19 protein-coding genes are annotated in these 16,861 nt (G+C 73.7%); 16 read left to right on the forward strand and 3 right to left on the reverse strand.

The window, feature by feature from the left end; genetic code table 11:
• Positions 1–2 precede the first annotated feature (2 nt).
• The gene (locus tag ACYVDA_RS05580) at positions 3–332 is read right to left on the reverse strand and encodes a plasmid stabilization protein (protein ID WP_460815813.1); all 330 of its coding nucleotides are present in this window, start codon (positions 330–332) and stop codon (positions 3–5) included.
• A 49-nt stretch (positions 333–381) separates the two neighbouring features.
• Positions 382–1,278, reverse strand: coding sequence for an MBL fold metallo-hydrolase (locus tag ACYVDA_RS05585; protein ID WP_460815815.1), 897 nt, complete (start codon positions 1,276–1,278; stop codon positions 382–384).
• Positions 1,279–1,398: 120 nt separating this feature from the next.
• On the opposite strand from ACYVDA_RS05585, the gene hrcA reads away from it, so the two are divergent.
• From hrcA to ACYVDA_RS05600, 3 genes are all read left to right on the forward strand, one after another.
• On the forward strand, positions 1,399–2,421 hold the full coding sequence (gene hrcA, locus ACYVDA_RS05590; RefSeq protein WP_460815818.1) for a heat-inducible transcriptional repressor HrcA: 1,023 nt from the start codon (positions 1,399–1,401) through the stop codon (positions 2,419–2,421).
• Positions 2,422–2,491: 70 nt separating this feature from the next.
• A complete protein-coding gene (gene dnaJ / locus ACYVDA_RS05595; RefSeq protein WP_460815820.1) occupies positions 2,492–3,670 on the forward strand; it encodes a molecular chaperone DnaJ in 1,179 nt (392 codons plus the stop codon).
• A 10-nt stretch (positions 3,671–3,680) separates the two neighbouring features.
• Positions 3,681–4,424 (forward strand): 16S rRNA (uracil(1498)-N(3))-methyltransferase, encoded by a 744-nt coding sequence (locus ACYVDA_RS05600; RefSeq protein ID WP_460815821.1) that lies wholly within the window; start codon positions 3,681–3,683, stop codon positions 4,422–4,424.
• Here the strand turns inward: ACYVDA_RS05600 and ACYVDA_RS05605 are convergent.
• Positions 4,421–4,732 carry a hypothetical protein gene (locus ACYVDA_RS05605; protein WP_460815824.1) on the reverse strand — a complete coding sequence of 104 codons (312 nt, stop codon included), beginning with the start codon at positions 4,730–4,732 and terminating at the stop codon, positions 4,421–4,423. The two genes, ACYVDA_RS05600 and ACYVDA_RS05605, sit on opposite strands and share 4 nt — an antisense overlap.
• 50 nt (positions 4,733–4,782) lie before the next feature.
• Here ACYVDA_RS05605 and ACYVDA_RS05610 point away from each other — a divergent pair, with 50 nt between their 5' ends.
• From ACYVDA_RS05610 to ACYVDA_RS05670, 13 genes are all read left to right on the forward strand, one after another.
• Complete coding sequence (locus tag ACYVDA_RS05610; protein ID WP_460815828.1) at positions 4,783–5,157, forward strand: histidine triad nucleotide-binding protein; 375 nt, start codon at positions 4,783–4,785, stop codon at positions 5,155–5,157.
• 208 nt (positions 5,158–5,365) lie between these two features.
• On the forward strand, positions 5,366–6,304 hold the full coding sequence (locus ACYVDA_RS05615) for a PhoH family protein (protein ID WP_460816125.1): 939 nt from the start codon (positions 5,366–5,368) through the stop codon (positions 6,302–6,304).
• Positions 6,301–6,780 (forward strand): rRNA maturation RNase YbeY, encoded by a 480-nt coding sequence (ybeY, locus tag ACYVDA_RS05620; RefSeq protein WP_460815830.1) that lies wholly within the window; start codon positions 6,301–6,303, stop codon positions 6,778–6,780. Before ACYVDA_RS05615 ends, ybeY begins: the two co-directional genes overlap by 4 nt.
• A gap of 19 nt (positions 6,781–6,799) precedes the next feature.
• Entirely contained in the window at positions 6,800–8,080 is a 1,281-nt protein-coding gene (locus ACYVDA_RS05625) for a hemolysin family protein (RefSeq protein ID WP_460815833.1), read from the forward strand.
• A gap of 10 nt (positions 8,081–8,090) precedes the next feature.
• A complete protein-coding gene (locus ACYVDA_RS05630; protein WP_460815835.1) occupies positions 8,091–8,447 on the forward strand; it encodes a cytidine deaminase in 357 nt (118 codons plus the stop codon).
• A 52-nt stretch (positions 8,448–8,499) separates the two neighbouring features.
• Entirely contained in the window at positions 8,500–9,990 is a 1,491-nt protein-coding gene (locus ACYVDA_RS05635) for an FAD-binding oxidoreductase (protein ID WP_460815837.1), read from the forward strand.
• The gene (locus ACYVDA_RS05640; protein ID WP_460815840.1) at positions 9,987–11,282 is read left to right on the forward strand and encodes a class I SAM-dependent methyltransferase; all 1,296 of its coding nucleotides are present in this window, start codon (positions 9,987–9,989) and stop codon (positions 11,280–11,282) included. The genes ACYVDA_RS05635 and ACYVDA_RS05640 overlap by 4 nt, the downstream gene beginning before the upstream one ends.
• Positions 11,283–11,370: 88 nt before the next feature.
• Positions 11,371–12,150, forward strand: a complete 780-nt coding sequence (locus ACYVDA_RS05645; protein WP_460815842.1) for a siderophore-interacting protein — start codon at positions 11,371–11,373, stop codon at positions 12,148–12,150.
• Positions 12,150–13,076: a GTPase Era gene (gene era, locus ACYVDA_RS05650; RefSeq protein WP_460815844.1), complete on the forward strand. Its 927-nt coding sequence runs from the start codon at positions 12,150–12,152 to the stop codon at positions 13,074–13,076. The genes ACYVDA_RS05645 and era overlap by 1 nt, the downstream gene beginning before the upstream one ends.
• Positions 13,077–13,167: 91 nt before the next feature.
• Complete coding sequence (locus ACYVDA_RS05655) at positions 13,168–14,157, forward strand: ABC transporter ATP-binding protein (protein WP_460815846.1); 990 nt, start codon at positions 13,168–13,170, stop codon at positions 14,155–14,157.
• Positions 14,154–14,960, forward strand: coding sequence for an ABC transporter permease (locus tag ACYVDA_RS05660; protein WP_460815850.1), 807 nt, complete (start codon positions 14,154–14,156; stop codon positions 14,958–14,960). The genes ACYVDA_RS05655 and ACYVDA_RS05660 overlap by 4 nt, the downstream gene beginning before the upstream one ends.
• Before the next feature lie 21 nt (positions 14,961–14,981).
• Positions 14,982–16,217: a sensor histidine kinase gene (locus ACYVDA_RS05665; RefSeq protein WP_460815853.1), complete on the forward strand. Its 1,236-nt coding sequence runs from the start codon at positions 14,982–14,984 to the stop codon at positions 16,215–16,217.
• Positions 16,214–16,828, forward strand: coding sequence for a response regulator (locus tag ACYVDA_RS05670; RefSeq protein WP_460815856.1), 615 nt, complete (start codon positions 16,214–16,216; stop codon positions 16,826–16,828). Before ACYVDA_RS05665 ends, ACYVDA_RS05670 begins: the two co-directional genes overlap by 4 nt.
• The last annotated feature ends 33 nt before the right edge of the window (positions 16,829–16,861 follow it).

The raw sequence follows: 16,861 nt of genomic DNA on the forward strand, positions 1-16,861 counted from the left end.
CCTCAGTCCTCCAGGGCCTTCTCTAGCTCGGCCTTGCTCATCGAGGACCGGCCCTCGATGCCTCGGCGCTTCGCCTCGGCGTACAGCTGGTCCTTGGTGCGCCCGCCCTCGCCGGAGTGCGAGCGCAGGCCGCCGCGGCGGCCCGAGGAGATGTCCTCGGTCGAGGTCCTGGAGGCCTGCTCGGACTCCCCGGCGCGGGCCCGCTCCTTGTTGACCGTGCGGGCGGCGATCTCCTCGGCGAGGTCCTCGTCCTTGCCGCGCTCGGTGAGCCCCTCCTTGATGTGCTCGTACTGCCGCTCGCGCTTCTTGCTCCAACCCTGCTGCGGGGCCATGGCCGCTCCTCGTGACGTCGGGGCCCGGCCAGTACCCAGCGGCGCGGGCTCAGATCAGCGGCAGCCGCTTCTGGGAGCGGGGCAGCTGCTCGTACCCACGGCGTACGGCGTGCGCCAGCGCCTCGCGCGGGTAGGGCCACTGCCCCTCCTCGAGCGCCCGGGAGACCGGGATCCCGCGTCCGGCCAGGTCGCGGACCGTTTCGGCCACCACGCCGATCGCCGCGCGCTGCTCGTACATGTAGTCCTTCCCGACGGGGGCGCCGTGGCCCGGGACGACCACGGTGGCCGGACCGACCAGCTCCAGGACCAGGTCGAGCGAGAGCGGCCACTCCATCGGCCAGCAGTCCTCGCCCCAGGCGGGCGTGCCCGACTCCTCGACGAGGTCGCCGGCCAGCAGCACGTCGGCGTCCTCGACCCGCAGCACGACGTCGCCGTCGGTGTGGCCGCGGCCGGGGTGGACCAGCTCGACCACGCGGTCGCCGAGGTCGACGGTGGTGACCGAGGAGAAGGTGCGGTCGGCCACGACCTCGGCGACGTCGGCCAGCTCGTGCATCCGCTCGTCGGGGTCCGCCGCGGCCGACGCGCGCACCTGCGCGGCGTGGGCGGGCAGGGCGGCGGCCGCGGCGTCGTGGGAGACCACCGGAGCGAGACCCAGGACGTCGAGCACGGCGCGGGTGCCCAGGGTGTGGTCGAAGTGCACGTGGGTCTGCACGATCCCCAGCAGCGGCGCGCCGAGCAGCCGACGGGCCTCCTGGGCGACCTCGCGCGCGACCCGGGGCGAGGCGTGCGTGTCGACGACCAGCAGCCCCTCCGAGCCGGCGACGACGGTCACGTTGACGTCGAACCAGTCGACGCGGGCGACCAGGACGCGGTCCGCGACCTCGACGAAGCGGGGCGTGGTCCCAGGTCCGTGGCCGGGGGTGGAGGACGAGGTGGGGGAGGGCACCCTCGCAGGCTAGTGGCCCCGCCACGAGGGCCTAGTATCCTTGGCACTCGTGGGTCCCGAGTGCCAGCGGACCCAGATCGGACCCGGACCGGGACTCGAGGACCACAGGCTGGAGGCGGGATGCAGGAGGCGCGCAGGCTCGCGGTGCTGCGGGCGATCGTGGAGGACTACGTCACCACGCGCGAGCCGGTCGGGAGCAGGGCGCTGGTCGAGCGCCACGGGCTCGGCGTCTCCCCGGCCACGGTGCGCAACGACATGGCCGCGCTGGAGGAGGAGGGGCTGATCGCCCAGCCGCACACCAGCGCGGGCCGCATCCCCACCGACAAGGGCTACCGCCTCTTCGTCGACCGGCTGACCCAGGTCAAGCCGATGAGCTCCGCCGAGCGGCGCGCCATCTCCACCTTCCTCGAGGGCGCCCACGACCTCGACGACGTGATCCAGCGCTCGGTGCGGCTGCTCGCCCAGCTCACCCAGCAGGTCGCGATCGTGCAGTACCCCAGCCTGGCCCGCTCGACGGTCCGCCACGTCGAGCTGGTCCAGCTCGCCGCCGGCCGCGTCCTGCTCGTGCTGATCCTCTCCACCGGTCGCGTCGAGCAGCGCGTGGTCGAGCTGCCCACCGAGGTGGCGCCCGACGACCTCGCCGACCTGCGGTCGCGGATGCTGCTGGCCGCGGTCGGCCAGACCATCACCGAGGCGGCCACGGCGCTGGGCGACCTGACCGAGCAGGTGCCCCCGGACCGGCGTACGCACGTCGCGGTCCTCGCGGCCGCCCTCGTCGAGGCGATGTCCAACGAGAGCCGCACCGAGCGGGTCGTGGTCGGCGGCACCGCCAACCTCGCGCGCTTCGGCGACGGCTTCGACCGCTCGATCAAGCCGATGCTCGAGGCGCTCGAGGAGCACGTGGTGCTGCTCAAGCTGCTGGGCGAGGCCACCTCGCCCGACTCCGTCACCGTGCGGATCGGCCACGAGGGCCCCTACCAGGAGCTGGCCACGACCTCGGTGGTCGCCGCCGGCTACGGCCCCGGCGAGGAGGCCGTGGCCGCGCTCGGCGTGGTCGGCCCGACCCGGATGGACTACCCCGGCTCGATGGCCGCGGTGCGCGCGGTCGCGCGCTACGTCTCCACCATCCTCGACCAGGCGTGACCCGGCACCCTCGCGGCCGCCGGACCCCGCACCCCCCTTCGACGAACCCGCAAGCGATCAAGGACGACACGTGAGCCAGGACCTGTACGCCATCCTCGGGGTCTCCCGCGAGGCCGAGCCCGACGAGATCAAGAAGGCCTACCGCCGTCTCGCCCGGCAGCTGCACCCCGACGTCAACCCCGACCCCGAGACCCAGGAGCGCTTCAAGGAGGTCTCCATGGCCTACGAGGTGCTCTCCGACGCCGAGAAGCGCCGGATGTACGACCTCGGCGGCGACCCCTTCGGTCGCGGCGGCGGTGGCGGCGGGGCCGGCCAGGGCGCGGGCTTCTCCTTCACCGACATCATGGACGCCTTCTTCGGCGGTGCCGGCGGCCAGGGCGGGGGAGGACAGGGCCGCGGCCCGCGTCCGCGCACCCGTCGCGGCCAGGACGCGCTGGTGCGCCTCGAGGTCGAGCTGGCCGAGGCCGCCTTCGGCGTCACCCGGGAGCTGCGCGTCGACACCGCCGTGCTGTGCACGACCTGCCAGGGCGGGGGAGCGGCGCCCGGGTCGCGCCCGGTGACCTGCGAGACCTGCCACGGTCGCGGCGAGGTCCAGCAGGTGCAGCGCTCGTTCCTCGGCGAGGTCCGCACCCTGCGTCCGTGCGCCGCCTGCCGGGGCTACGGCGAGATCATCCCCGAGCCGTGCCGCGAGTGCTCCGGCGACGGTCGCGTGCGCGCGCGCCGCGACATCACCGTCAAGATCCCCGCCGGCGTCGACACCGGCACCCGCGTCCAGCTCGCGAGCGAGGGCGAGGTCGGTCCCGGTGGCGGCCCGGCCGGCGACCTGTACGTCGAGATCCACGTCGCCCCCCACGAGGTCTTCCACCGCGACGGCACCGACCTGCGCTGCCACGTGACCGTCCCGATGACCGCCGCGGCCCTGGGCACCCGGATTCAGCTGCCGACGCTCGAGGCCGACGTGGCCGAGGCCGACAGCGACATGGAGCTGTGGCTCGACGTCGACATCCGCCCCGGCACCCAGTCGGGCACCGAGCAGGTCCTGCGCGGCCGCGGCGTGCCACACCTGCGCTCGCAGGTGCGCGGCGACCTGGTCGTGACCATCGACGTGGAGACCCCCGGGCGCCTGGACGGCCGCCAGGAGGAGCTCCTGCGCGAGCTGGCCGCCCTGCGCCACGAGGAGTCGCCCGACGGCACCATCCAGACGCCGCACAAGGGCGTCTTCGGTCGGCTGCGCGACGCCTTCAAGTGAGCCCCCGCCGATGAGCCTGCCGGTCTTCCTCGGGCCGGTCACCGACGTCGCCGTCGGCGGCACGGTGGTGGTCGAGGGAGACGAGGCCCGCCACGCCGTCGTCGTGCGCCGCACGGCCGTCGGCGAGCAGGTCGTGCTCGCCGACGGGGCCGGGACGGCCGCGACCTGCACGGTCACCGCGACCACGAAGTCGACCCTGACCGCGACGGTGGTCCAGGTGCGCCACGACCCGCGCCCGGCCCCGCAGGTGACCGTCGTGCAGGCGATCCCCAAGGGCGAGCGGGCCGAGCTGGCCGTGGAGGTGCTCACCGAGGTCGGCGTGGACCGGGTCGTGCCGTGGTCGGCCGCGCGCTGCGTCGGGGTCTGGCGCGGCGAGCGGGCCGCCAAGTCGCTGGCCAAGTGGCGCGCCACCGCCCGCGAGGCCGGGAAGCAGTCGCGGCGGTCCTGGCTGCCCGAGGTGACCGCGATGGCCTCCACCGCCGAGGTGGCCGACCTGCTGGGCGCCGCCGACCTCGGCGTCGTGCTCCACGAGGAGGCCACCACACCGGTGGCGGACCTCCCGGTCGCGGCCGCGGCCTCGATCGTGGTGGTGGTCGGCCCCGAGGGCGGGATCACCCCCGAGGAGCTGACGGCGTACGCCGCGGTCGGCGGGCACGTGCACCTGGTGCGGACCGGGACGTCGGTGCTGCGGACGTCCACGGCCGGGGTGGCCGCGGTCGCCGCGCTGCTCTCGCGCACCCCGCGCTGGGACTAGGCGACCGGCCCTCCCGGCTGCTCGGGCACCGCGGCGCCCAGGAAGTCGAGCACGACCTCGGCGGGCATCTCGCAGGGCCGCAGCTCGGTGCGGGTCCCCACGCGGTAGAGGTTCGCGCTCACCACCCCCGGCCCGTCCGCCGCCCGTCCGCCCAGCGCCTCGGCGTACACCCGGTGGACGCGGCCGTCGACGCTGCTGGTGCGGCTCACGCCCCAGGCCCGGCCGGCGTACGTCGCCCGCGACCAGCCCGCCGGGAAGCGCGACAGCAGCTCGAGCGCGTCGGCCCGGCCGGTCTCGGGTGTCCCCACGCGGCCAGCCTAGGCAGTCGGGGGAGCCCGGGATCGGGCATGCTGGGCCCATGAGCGCCGACTGCCTGTTCTGCACGATCGTGGCCGGGGGGATCCCCGCCGACGTCGTCCACGAGACCGCGACCACGCTGGCCTTCCGCGACGTGAACCCCCAGGCCCCCACCCACGTCCTGGTGATCCCGCGCAGCCACGTGGCCAACGCCGCCGAGCTGGCGCAGGCCGAGCCGGAGACGCTGGTGCAGCTGTTCGACGCCGCCCGGGAGATCGCGGCGGCCGAGGGGATCGCGCCGGCGGAGGGGGCCGACGGGTCGGCCGACCGGGGCTACCGGCTGGTGTTCAACACCGGCGCGCAGGCCCACCAAACCGTCTTCCACGCCCACCTGCACGTGCTCGGCGGGCGCTCGATGACCTGGCCGCCCGGCTGAGCGGTGGGAATCGAGGATGCCCGCTGTCGGTTGACTCCCGTAGCATCGACCAGCAGGACACTCCCGACAGAAGGGCCGCCCGCCTCGGGCATCCATGACTGAGACCTCCCGCAGCAAGAACCTCCGCGCCACCTCCGACCAGACCCAGCCGACCGAGCAGGCCCCGCCGCCGGCGCGCCACGTCGTGACGGTCCCCAACAGCATCAACATGGTCTCGCTGCTCGGCCCCGCCGACGCGCACCTGGCGATGATGGAGAAGGCCTTCGGCTGCGACCTGCACGTGCGCGGCAACGAGATCACCCTGTCCGGTGACCAGGGCGAGATCGCCTTGGCCGAGCGCGTCCTGGACGAGCTGGTCACGATCATCCGCACCGGCCAGGGGATCACCAGCGAGACGGTCGAGCGGGTCGTGGGCATGCTGCGCGCCGAGACCTCCGAGCGCCCCGCCGACGTGCTGAGCCTCAACATCTTGTCCAACCGCGGCCGCACGATCCGTCCCAAGACCGTGAACCAGAAGCGCTACGTCGACGCGATCGACAAGCACACGATCGTCTTCGGCATCGGCCCGGCCGGCACCGGCAAGACCTACCTGGCGATGGCCAAGGCGGTCCAGGCGCTCCAGGCCAAGAAGGTCAACCGGATCATCCTGACCCGTCCCGCGGTCGAGGCCGGCGAGCGCCTGGGCTTCCTGCCCGGCACGCTGAGCGAGAAGATCGACCCCTACCTGCGTCCGCTGTACGACGCCCTGCACGACATGCTCGACCCCGAGACCGTCCCCAAGCTGCTGGCCTCGAACACCATCGAGGTCGCGCCCCTGGCCTACATGCGCGGCCGCACGCTCAACGACGCGTTCATCATCCTCGACGAGGCGCAGAACACCTCGCCCGAGCAGATGAAGATGTTCCTGACCCGGCTCGGCTTCGGCTCCAAGATCGTGGTCACCGGCGACGTCACCCAGGTCGACCTGCCCGGCGGGGTGAAGAGCGGCCTGCGCGTGGTCGAGCACATCCTCGAGGGCATCGACGACGTGTCCTTCAACCGGCTCACCGCCCACGACGTGGTGCGCCACCGCCTGGTCGGCAAGATCGTGGCCGCCTACGACGAGTTCGACGCCCGTGGCGTCGAGGCCCAGGAGCGGCACCGGTGAGCATCGAGATCCAGAACGAGTCCGGCGTCGAGGTCGACGAGCGCCGCACCCAGCGCCTGGCCCGGTTCGTGATGGACCGCATGCGCGTGCACGCCCAGGCCGAGCTGAGCGTCTCGATCGTGGACACCGCCACGATCGCGGAGCTCAACGCGAAGTGGATGGACAAGGAGGGCCCCACCGACGTGCTGGCCTTCCCCATGGACGAGCTGCGCCCCGGGCTGGTCAACGAGGAGCCCGAGGAGGGCGTCCTGGGCGACCTCGTGCTGTGCCCCGAGGTGGCCGCCGAGCAGGGCGCAGCGGCCGGGCACGGCACCACCGCCGAGCTCGACCTGCTCACCACCCACGGGATCCTGCACCTGCTGGGCTACGACCACGCCGAGCCCGAGGAGCACCGCGAGATGTTCGGGCTCCAGGACGAGCTGCTCGCCGCGTGGCGCGAGCACGAGTCGGCCCGCGCGGCCGACGCCGCCCCGTGAGCCGGCCGGCCCCTCGGCGGTGAACCCCCACTCTCCCGGCCTGGTGCTGGTCACGGTCCTGCTGGTCGTGGTCGCCGGGGTGCTGACCTCGGTCGAGGCGGCGCTGTCGGGCTTCTCGCGCGCCCGCGCGCTGGAGCTGGCCCACGAGGAGCGACCGGGCGCCGTACGCCTGCTGCGGCTGCTGGACGACCCGCCGCGCTCGCTCAACGCCGTGCTGTTCACCCGGATGCTGGCCGAGGTGGCCGCGGTCGTGCTGGCCACGGCGATGCTCGTGGCGGCCCTCGGCCCGGGGAGCTGGTCCGGCGTGCTGGTGGCGACCCTGGTGATGTTCCTGGTGCTGTTCGTGGTCATCGGGGTGGCGCCGCGGACCCTGGGGCGCCAGCACGCCGAGGCCGTCTCGCTGGTGGTCGCCGGCCCCGTCCTGGTCGCCGCCCGCGTGCTGGGCCCGGTGGCGCGCCTGCTGATCGTCCTGGGCAACGCGCTCACTCCCGGGCGGGGGTACGCCGAGGGCCCGTTCTCCTCCGAGGCCGAGCTGCGCGAGATGGTCGACCTGGCCGAGGCCTCGAGCCTGATCGAGTCCGGCGAGAGCAAGATGATCCACTCGGTCTTCGAGCTGGGCGACACCTCGGTGCGCGAGGTGATGGTGCCGCGCACCGACGTGGTCTACATCGAGCAGGGCCGCACCCTGCGCCAGGCGATGTCGCTGTTCCTGCGCAGCGGCTTCTCCCGGCTGCCGGTCACCGGCGAGGGTCTCGACGACATCCTGGGCTTCGCCTACCTCAAGGACATCAGCCGCCGGGTCTTCGACCGCCAGGCCGCCGAGACCACCGAGACGGTCGAGTCGATCATGCGCCCCGTCATCCACGCGCCCGACTCCAAGCCGGTCGACGACCTCCTGCGCGAGATGCAGGCCCAGCGCCGCCACATCGCGGTGGTCGTCGACGAGTACGGCGGCACCGCCGGCATCGTGACCATCGAGGACATCCTGGAGGAGATCGTCGGGGAGATCGCCGACGAGTTCGACAACCAGGAGGTCCCGGTCCAGCAGCTGCCCGACGGGTCGACGCGGGTCTCGGCCCGCTTCCCGGTCGACGACCTCGACGAGGTGGTCGGCGTCGTGGTCGAGGACGACGAGGTCGAGTCGGTGGCGGGCCTGATGGCCAAGCACCTGGGCAAGGTGCCGATCCCCGGCTCCCAGGTCGAGGTGGCCGGGCTGCTGCTGACGGCCGAGGAGACCAAGGGTCGGCGCAAGCGGGTCGGCACGGTCCTGATCACGCCGGTCGACCCCGCCCGGGCCTAGGATCTCGGCCGTGGATGCAGCGCTCTCAGCAGAGGACCAGAAGCTCGTCGTGCTCGCCCGGGCCACCCGCGCCCGCACCGGCGCCGCCCAGGGGGCCGCCCTGCGCGACCTCGACGGCCGCACCTACGCCGGCGCGACCGTCCGCCTGCCCTCGCTCGAGGTCTCCGCGGTCGGTGTCGTGGTCGCGATGGCGCTCTCGAGCGGCTCCCAGGGCGCCGAGGCGCTGGTCGTGCTGGGCGACCCGGACGGCAGCGACGCGGGGGACATCGAGGCCGACCTGTCCGTCCTGCGCGACTTCGCCGGCCCCGGGGTGCCCGTGCACCGGGGCAGCGCCGCCGGCGCTGTGCGCGACGTCACCTCGACCTGAGGGACCCCTGTCCCTGGTCGGTGGCATCATCGGGAATGCAGGATGTGGGATTGTGGTTGCTGCGGGCAACCACGATCGCAAGGGGTGGATCACCGTCATCGCTCATGACCAACCAGACCAGCTCGACCGGACCCGGCACACCGACGCCGTCGCCCGGTTGAAGGCGTCCTACGACGCCCTTCCGCCCGGCAGCCGTGTGCGCCTGGCGAAGAAGACCTCCAACCTGTTCCGGCCGCGCGAGGCCGCGACCGCCGGCCTCGACGTCTCCGGGTTGACCGGGGTGATCAGCGTCGACACCGACCCGGTCACCGGCCGCAGCACGGCCGACGTGCAGGGGATGTGCACCTACGAGGACCTCGTGGCCGCCACGCTGCCCCACGGGCTGATCCCGCTGGTCGTGCCGCAGCTGCGCACCATCACCCTGGGCGGCGCCGTGACCGGCCTGGGCATCGAGTCCACGTCGTTCCGCAACGGCCTGCCGCACGAGTCCGTCCTGGAGATGGACGTGTTCACCGGCGCCGGCGAGGTGGTCACCGCCACGGCGACCAACGAGCACGCCGACCTGTTCGCGACCTTCCCCAACTCCTACGGCTCGCTGGGCTACGCCACCCGGCTGCGGATCGAGCTGGAGCCGGTGCAGAGCCACGTCGCCCTGCGCCACGTGCGCTTCACCGACCACGCCGCGCTCAGCGACGCGATCGCCGAGATCGCCCGCACGGGGGAGTGGGCCGGGGAGCGGGTCGACGCCGTCGACGGCACCGCCTTCGAGCCCGGCCGCGCCGTCCTGACCTTGGCGCGCTGGACCTCCGAGCCCGACGGTCCCGCCTCGGACTACACCGGCCAGCAGGTCTACTGGCGCTCGGTCGAGCAGCGCGACGCCGACGTCCTGACGATGCTGGACTACCTGTGGCGCTGGGACACCGACTGGTTCTGGTGCTCCCAGGCCTTCGGCGCCCAGAACCCCTGGGTCCGCCGGATCTGGCCCCGCCGCCTGCGGCGCTCCGACACCTACCACCGCCTGGTCGGGCTGGACCAGCGCTTCGACGTGGTCAACCGGCTCGACCGCCGCGCCGGACGCCCGATGCGCGAGCGGGTGGTGCAGGACGTCGAGGTGCCCGTGGAGCGGCTCGGCGAGTTCCTGGACTGGTTCGACGCCGAGGTCGGCATGCGTCCGGTCTGGCTGTGCCCGCTGCGGCTGCGCCCCCCGGGCAGCGGTGGCGCCGTCGTCCCGGCGTACGACGCCTCGACGCCCGACCAGCCCTGGCCGTCGTACCCCCTCCGGGCCGGCAGCACCTACGTCAACGTCGGCTTCTGGGGCGCGGTCCCGGTCGGCCCCGAGGCGCCCCAGGGCCCGCTGAACCGGGCCGTGGAGGCGCGGGTCGCCGAGCTCGACGGCCACAAGTCGCTCTACAGCGAGTCGTTCTACGACCGCGAGACCTTCGACCGTCTCTACGACGGACCCAACCTGGCCCGGGTCAAGGGCCGCTACGACCCCGACGACCGATTCTCCACCCTCTACGACAAGGCGGTGCGTTCACGATGACCCTGACCGACAGCTTCACCGGCACCAGGCTCAGCCTGGCCGAGGTGTTCGAGACCCTCCTGAAGGGACCCGCGCCGGTCCGCTTCACGGCGTACGACGGGAGCGCCTACGGCCCGGTCGACGCGCCGTACGGGCTCCACCTGAAGAACGAGCGCGGCCTGGCCTACCTGGTCACCGCCCCTGGCGACCTCGGGATGGCCCGCGCCTACGTCTCCGGCGACCTCGACGTCGTCGGCGTGCACCCGGGCGACCCCTACGAGGCGATGGTCGTGCTGCTGCGCGCCATGCGCTTCCGTCGACCCACCCCCGCCCAGGCCGTGCAGCTGCTGCGCTCGGTCGGCCTGTCCCAGATCCTCCCGCCGCCCCCGCCGCCGCAGGAGCACCTGCCGCGCTGGCGCCGGATGATGGAGGGCCTGCGCCACAGCCCCGAGCGCGACGGCAAGGTGATCGAGCACCACTACGACGTCTCCAACCGCTTCTACGAGCTGGTCCTGGGCCCGTCGATGACCTACACGTGCGCCCTCTACCCGACCGGGGAGGAGACACTCGAGCAGGCCCAGTTCGCCAAGTACGACCTGGTCGCCCGCAAGCTCAACCTGCAGGAGGGCCAGCGCCTGCTCGACGTCGGCTGCGGCTGGGGCGGCATGGTCCGCCACGCCGCCCGCGAGTACGGCGTCAAGGCGCTCGGCGTCACGCTGTCGCGCGAGCAGGCCGAGTGGGCCCAGCAGGCCATCAAGGAGGAGGGGCTGGACCACCTCGCCGAGGTGCGCCACCTGGACTACCGCGCCGTCGAGGAGACCGGCTTCGACGCGGTCAGCTCGATCGGGCTCACCGAGCACATCGGCGTGGACAACTACGCGTCGTACTTCACCTTCCTCAAGGGCAAGCTCAAGCCCGGCGGGCGGCTGCTCAACCACTCGATCACCCGCCACGACAACCGGCCCACCAGCACCGGTGCCTTCATCGACCGCTACGTCTTCCCCGACGGCGAGCTGACCGGGTCGGGCCGGATGATCAGCGAGGCGCAGGACGCGGGCCTGGAGGTCCAGCACGAGGAGAACCTGCGCGTGCACTACGCCCGGACCCTCGGCGGCTGGGGCGCCAACCTGCGCGAGCACTGGGACGAGGCCATCGCCGAGGTGGGCGAGGGCACGGCCCGCGTGTGGGGTCTCTACATGGCCGGCTCCCGGATGGGCTTCGAGCGCAACGAGATCCAGCTCCACCAGATCCTGGCCACCAACACCGAGGACGACGGCACCAGCCACTTCCCGCTGCGGCCCGACTGGCTCTGAGAGCGCGCGGGTCCGCCCGCGTGCGGTCCCTGCGGCCCCACCCGCACCGGGTGGGGCCGCAGGGTCGCGGGGCGACTACCCTCGTGCGGTGACGACCCGGACCTCCTCCACCACCGCCGTGGTGCGCGAGCGCACGATCCTCACGCCCCACCTGGTGCGGCTGGTCCTGGACGTGGACGACGCCTTCGCGAGCACCGGGATCCCCGACGAGTGGGTCGCGCTGACCGTGCCCGGCCAGTTCCAGACCCGCTACTACACCGTCCGCCACCTCGAGGGCACCCGCCTGACGATCGACGTCGTGGTGCACGCCGAGGGCCTGGTCACCGGCTGGGCCCAGACCGACTGCGTCGGCGACGTGGTCGGTCTCGGCGCGCCCAAGGGATCCTTCGTGGTCCCCGAGGACGCCACCTGGGTGGTGCTGGCCGGCGACCTCACCGCGCTGCCCGCGATGGCCCGCATCGCGGCGTCCCTCGACCTGCCGGTGCACGTGCACGCCGAGGTGCCCGACGGTCCGGTGGCCGACTACCTCCCGGTGCCGGCCGACCAGGTCACCTGGCACGCCGCCGAGCCGGGCGGCAGCGACCTGGCCGCGGTGGTGCGCGGCCTCACCTGGCCCGACGGGCCGGGCTACTTCTGGATGGCGGGGGAGTCGGCGCAGATGCGCGACGTACGCCGTCACGTGCGCCGCGAGCTGGGCTGGGACACCCGCCACCACGAGGCGATGGGCTACTGGAGCTCCAGCCGCGGGCGCCAGGTCCGCCGCGTCGACCCGGGGCCGGTCTACGCCCGGGGCAAGGCCGCCGGCCGCAGCGACGAGCAGATCTGGGCCGACTACGACGACGCCCGCACCACCTCCGAGGAGACCTGATGGACACCGAAGCAGCCCACCGGTCCGGCTTCGCCTGCTTCGTCGGGCGGCCCAACGCCGGCAAGTCGACCCTGACCAACGCGGTGGTCGGCACCAAGGTGGCGATCACCTCCTCCAAGCCGCAGACCACCCGCACGGTCGTGCGCGGCATCGTGCACCGGCCCGACGCCCAGCTGATCCTGGTCGACACCCCCGGCCTGCACCGGCCGCGCACCCTGCTCGGCGAGCGGCTCAACGACCTCGTGGTCACCACGTGGGCCGAGGTCGACGTGGTCGCGGTCTGCTTCCCCGCCGACCAGAAGCCCGGACCGGGCGACCGCTTCCTGGTCACCGAGCTGGCCAAGGTCAAGAAGACGATCAAGTTCGCGATCGCCACCAAGTCCGACCTGGTCACCCCCGACCAGCTGGCCCAGCACCTGATGGCCATCGACGCCCTGGGTCGCGAGACCGGCACCGAGTGGGCCGAGATCGTGCCGGTCTCGGCCAAGAACGGCGACCAGGTGCAGCTCCTGGCCGACCTGCTGGTGGCCCGCCTGCCCGAGGGGCCGGCGCTCTACCCCGACGGGGAGCTCACCGACACCCCCGAGGAGATCCTCGTCGCCGAGCTGATCCGCGAGGCCGCCCTGGAGGGCGTGCGCGACGAGCTGCCGCACTCGATCGCCGTGGTCGTGGAGGAGATGGCGCTGAAGGAGGACCGGCCCGCCGACAAGCCGCTGCTCGTCGTCCACGCCAACCTCTTCGTCGAGCGCGACAGCCAGAAGGGCATCGTGATCGGGCACAAGGGGTCGCGGCTGCGCGACGTCGGGAAGGACGCCCGCACCCAGATCCAGGCTCTCCTCGGCATGCCGGTCTACCTCGACCTGCACGTCAAGATCGCCAAGGAGTGGCAGCGCGACCCCAAGCAGCTGCGTCGCCTGGGGTTCTGACCCTCGTCCGCAGGCGCCCCTGACATCTGTCACGGGGGAGTCGTGACGCCCGCCGTGGTCGCCCGGCCCGCCCGCGGGCCAGGCTGGGGCCATGACGACGACCCCCCTCCCCGCCGTGCGTCTGACCGGGGTGACCAAGGACTTCGGCGACGTGCACGCCGTGCGCGGCATCGACCTGGAGATCCACCCCGGCGAGACGGTGGCCTTCCTGGGCCCCAACGGCGCCGGCAAGACCTCGACCATCGACCTGGTGCTGGGCCTGTCCGAGCCCACGACCGGCTCGGTCCAGGTCTTCGGGATGCCCCCGCGCGAGGCGATCGCCCGTGGCTTGGTCGCGGCCGTGATGCAGACCGGCGGGCTCCTGAAGGACCTCACGGTCGCCGAGACCGTGCGCTACACCGCGAGCCTCTTCGCCGACACCCGCCCGGTGGCCGAGGTGCTGGCCAGCGCCGGGATCAGCGACCTCGCCCGGCGGAAGGTCGGGTCGTGCTCGGGCGGTGAGCAGCAGCGGCTGCGGTTCGCGATGGCGCTCCTCTCCGACCCCGCGCTGCTGCTCCTCGACGAGCCCACGACCGGCATGGACGTCGCCGGCCGTCGCGACTTCTGGAGCGCGATCCGCACCGACGCCGAGCGCGGCCGGGCGGTGCTGTTCGCCACCCACTACCTCGAGGAGGCCGACCAGTACGCCAACCGCGTGGTCCTGGTCGCCCAGGGCCGTGTGGTGGCCGACGGCACCGGCAGCCAGATCAAGGCGCTGGCCTCGGGCCGGCTGGTCCGCACCACCCTCGCTGAGGCCGGGCCGGAGGAGGAGCGCCGACGCCTGCAGGAGCTGCGCGACCTCGGCGGGGTCGCCTCCGTCGAGCGGCGCGGCGACCAGCTGCTCGTGCACGCCTCGGACAGTGACGCCGTCGCCCGCTTCCTGCTCACCCGCACCGACGCCCGCGACCTCGAGATCACCGCCCGCGGGCTCGAGGAGGCGTTCCTGAGCCTGACCGGGAACGCCGAGCCGGCACCGGGGCCCGTCCTGAACCCCACGTCCGCCACCCCACCCGAGACCAGCCGCACCGGAGCGCACCGATGAGCCGCCACGCCCCCACCTCGAACCCCGTCTCCATCGACCTCGACCGCCGGCGCGCGCCGCGCTGGGGTGGGCTCAACCGGGTCCTGCTCGGCATCGAGCTGCGCCGGGTCCTGCGCAACCGCCGCACCCTGGTGTTCGCGCTGGTGCTGCCCGCCGCGCTGTTCTTCGTCTTCGGGTCCGGCGGTGGTGGCGCCGAGCGCGTCGGGGACGGCAACGTGTCGGCGTACGTGATGGTCTCGATGGCGCTGTACGGCGGCGCCCTGATCGCCGCCTCGACCGGCTCCGGCGTCGCGCTGGAGCGTGCCCAGGGGTGGTCGCGGCAGCTGCGCCTGACCCCGCTCCACCCGGCTGTCTACGTCGCGGTCAAGGCGCTGGTCGCCCTGGTGACCGGGGCGCTGGCGATCACGGTCGTCAACGTGATCGGCGCGGTCCAGGGCGCTCCGAGCATGCCGCTGGGGACGTGGCTGGCGTGCGGGGTGCTCACGCTGGTGTGCACGGGGACGTTCGCGGCGCTCGGGGTCTTCGTGGGCTACCTGGTGCCCGGGGAGAACGCGATGCAGGTGCTCGGGCCCGGTCTGGCGCTGCTGTCGTTCCTGGGCGGGCTGTTCATCCCGCTCTCGAACTACAGCCCCGTCGTGCGCGACATCGCCTACTGGACCCCCATGTACGGCGTCGCCGAGGTCGCCCGCGCGCCCCTGACCCACGAGCTGCCCTGGTACGCGGTCGTCAACGCCGTGGCCTGGCTCAGCCTGTTCGTCGCCGGGGCCGCGTGGCGCCTGAGCCGCGACACCGCACGGGTCTGACCCGGTCGTAGGTTGACCTCCGTGAGCACGAGCCCCGGCACGCCGACCGCCGCGAGCCCCGCCGCGCCGACGGCCACGTCACCGGCCGGTGCCCCGCCGGCCGAGCTGGCCGGGCCCCTGGGGCGGCGCGGTCCGTGGTTCGCCTCGATCTGGCTCTTCTTCCTGGCCCAGCCCCTGATGGACGGCTGGCGGCAACGCGACACGGTGGCCGGGGTCGTCGGGCTGGTCGCCACCGTCGTCTTCGCCGTCGTCTACCTCCACCTGTGGCTGGGCATCCGACGGCTGCGCCACCAGCACCAGCACCCCCGCCTCGACGCCCGGTCCGCGACCGAGCTCGCGGCGCTGGTGACCCTGGGCGTGGTGATGACGCTGACCCTGGGCCAGGACGGGACGGCGGCCACGGTCTACGTCGCGGTGATGGCGGTGGTCGTGCTGCGCACCGCCCCCGCGGCGGTCGTGGTGGTGCTGATCGCGCTCGGCCTCGTGGTCAGCGGTGCGACGGTGCCGGGGTGGACCAGCGGGGTCGGGCTGGCGCTCTCGGTGGGGGCCGCGTCGATCGCGATGTACGGCATCACCCAGATGCTGCGCCGCAACCTGGCCCTGCTCCAGGCGCAGCGGGAGAACGCCGCCCTCGCCGTCGAGAACGAGCGCACCCGCTTCGCCCGCGACCTGCACGACATCCTCGGGCACTCCCTGACCGTGATCACGGTCAAGGCCGAGCTGGCGGGACGGCTGCTGGACCGGGCGATCGAGCCGGGCCCCACGGAGGAGCCCGACACCTCGGCGGCCCAGGTCGCGCGGGCCCGCACCGAGCTGGCCGACCTCGAGCGCCTGTCCCGCGACGCCCTCGCCGACGTGCGTCGCGCCGTGGCCGGCTACCGCGACCTGAGCCTCCCGGGCTCGCTGGCGCAGGCCCGAGCGGCGCTGGCCGCGGCCGAGATCGAGGCCGACCTGCCGCAGTCGACCGACGCGGTGCCGACCCACCTGCGCGAGGTGTTCGCCTGGGCCGTGCGCGAGGGCGTCACCAACGTGATCCGCCACAGCGGGGCCACCCGGTGCCGGGTCGTGCTCGAGGCCGGCCGCGTCGAGGTCCTCGACGACGGCCGCGGCGCCCCGGTGCTCGACGGCACGGCCCCCGACGCGACGCTGCCGGGGCACGGTCTCGTGGGCCTGCGCGAGCGGGCCGGCGCCGTGGGGGCCACCGTGGTGACCCGGACGTTGGACCCCGGCTTCGCGATGGCGGTGGTGGCCTCGTGAGCGAGCGGATCCGGCTGCTGCTGGCCGACGACCAGGCCCTGGTGCGCGGGGCCCTGTCGGCGCTGCTCGGCCTGGAGCCCGACCTCGAGGTCGTCGCCGAGGTGGGGTCGGGCGACGCGGTCCTCGACGCCGTGCGCCGGCACCGTCCCGACGTCGCGCTGCTCGACGTGGAGATGCCCGGGCTCGACGGCATCTCCGCGGCCGCGCTGGTGCGCGCAGAGCACCCCGCCACCCGGGTGCTGATCGTGACGACCTTCGGCCGGCCGGGCTTCCTGCACCGCGCCATGCGCTCGGGGGCGAGCGGGTTCGTGGTCAAGGACACGCCGGCCGCCCAGCTCGCGGACGCCGTGCGCCGGGTCCACGCCGGGCTCCGGGTGGTCGACCCGACCCTGGCCACCGACAGCCTGGTCGCGGGCCAGTCACCGCTGAGCACCCGGGAGACCGAGGTCCTGCGCGCCGCGCGCGACGGGGCCTCCGCCGCGACCCTCGCCGGTCGCCTGTACCTCTCGGAGGGGACCGTGCGCAACCACCTCTCGGCCGCCATCGGCAAGACCGGGGCGGGCAACCGGGCCGAGGCGCTGCGGATCGCGGAGGACAACGGCTGGCTCTGAGGCCTCGGTGTCGCAGAGTCCGCGACCGGGGAC

It is taken from the genome of Nocardioides korecus (genome assembly GCF_054778395.1).

Bases quoted from the DNA above. Each gene is read 5' to 3' on its own strand.
- ACYVDA_RS05580 (WP_460815813.1), bottom strand. From the start codon at position 332: ATGGCCCCGCAGCAGGGTTGGAGCAAGAAGCGCGAGCGGCAGTACGAG.
- hrcA (WP_460815818.1), top strand. From the start codon at position 1,399: ATGCAGGAGGCGCGCAGGCTCGCGGTGCTGCGGGCGATCGTGGAGGAC.
- ACYVDA_RS05600 (WP_460815821.1), top strand. From the start codon at position 3,681: ATGAGCCTGCCGGTCTTCCTCGGGCCGGTCACCGACGTCGCCGTCGGC.
- ACYVDA_RS05610 (WP_460815828.1), top strand. From the start codon at position 4,783: ATGAGCGCCGACTGCCTGTTCTGCACGATCGTGGCCGGGGGGATCCCC.
- ACYVDA_RS05615 (WP_460816125.1), top strand. From the start codon at position 5,366: ATGGTCTCGCTGCTCGGCCCCGCCGACGCGCACCTGGCGATGATGGAG.
- ACYVDA_RS05640 (WP_460815840.1), top strand. From the start codon at position 9,987: ATGACCCTGACCGACAGCTTCACCGGCACCAGGCTCAGCCTGGCCGAG.
- era (WP_460815844.1), top strand. From the start codon at position 12,150: ATGGACACCGAAGCAGCCCACCGGTCCGGCTTCGCCTGCTTCGTCGGG.
- ACYVDA_RS05655 (WP_460815846.1), top strand. From the start codon at position 13,168: ATGACGACGACCCCCCTCCCCGCCGTGCGTCTGACCGGGGTGACCAAG.
- ACYVDA_RS05660 (WP_460815850.1), top strand. From the start codon at position 14,154: ATGAGCCGCCACGCCCCCACCTCGAACCCCGTCTCCATCGACCTCGAC.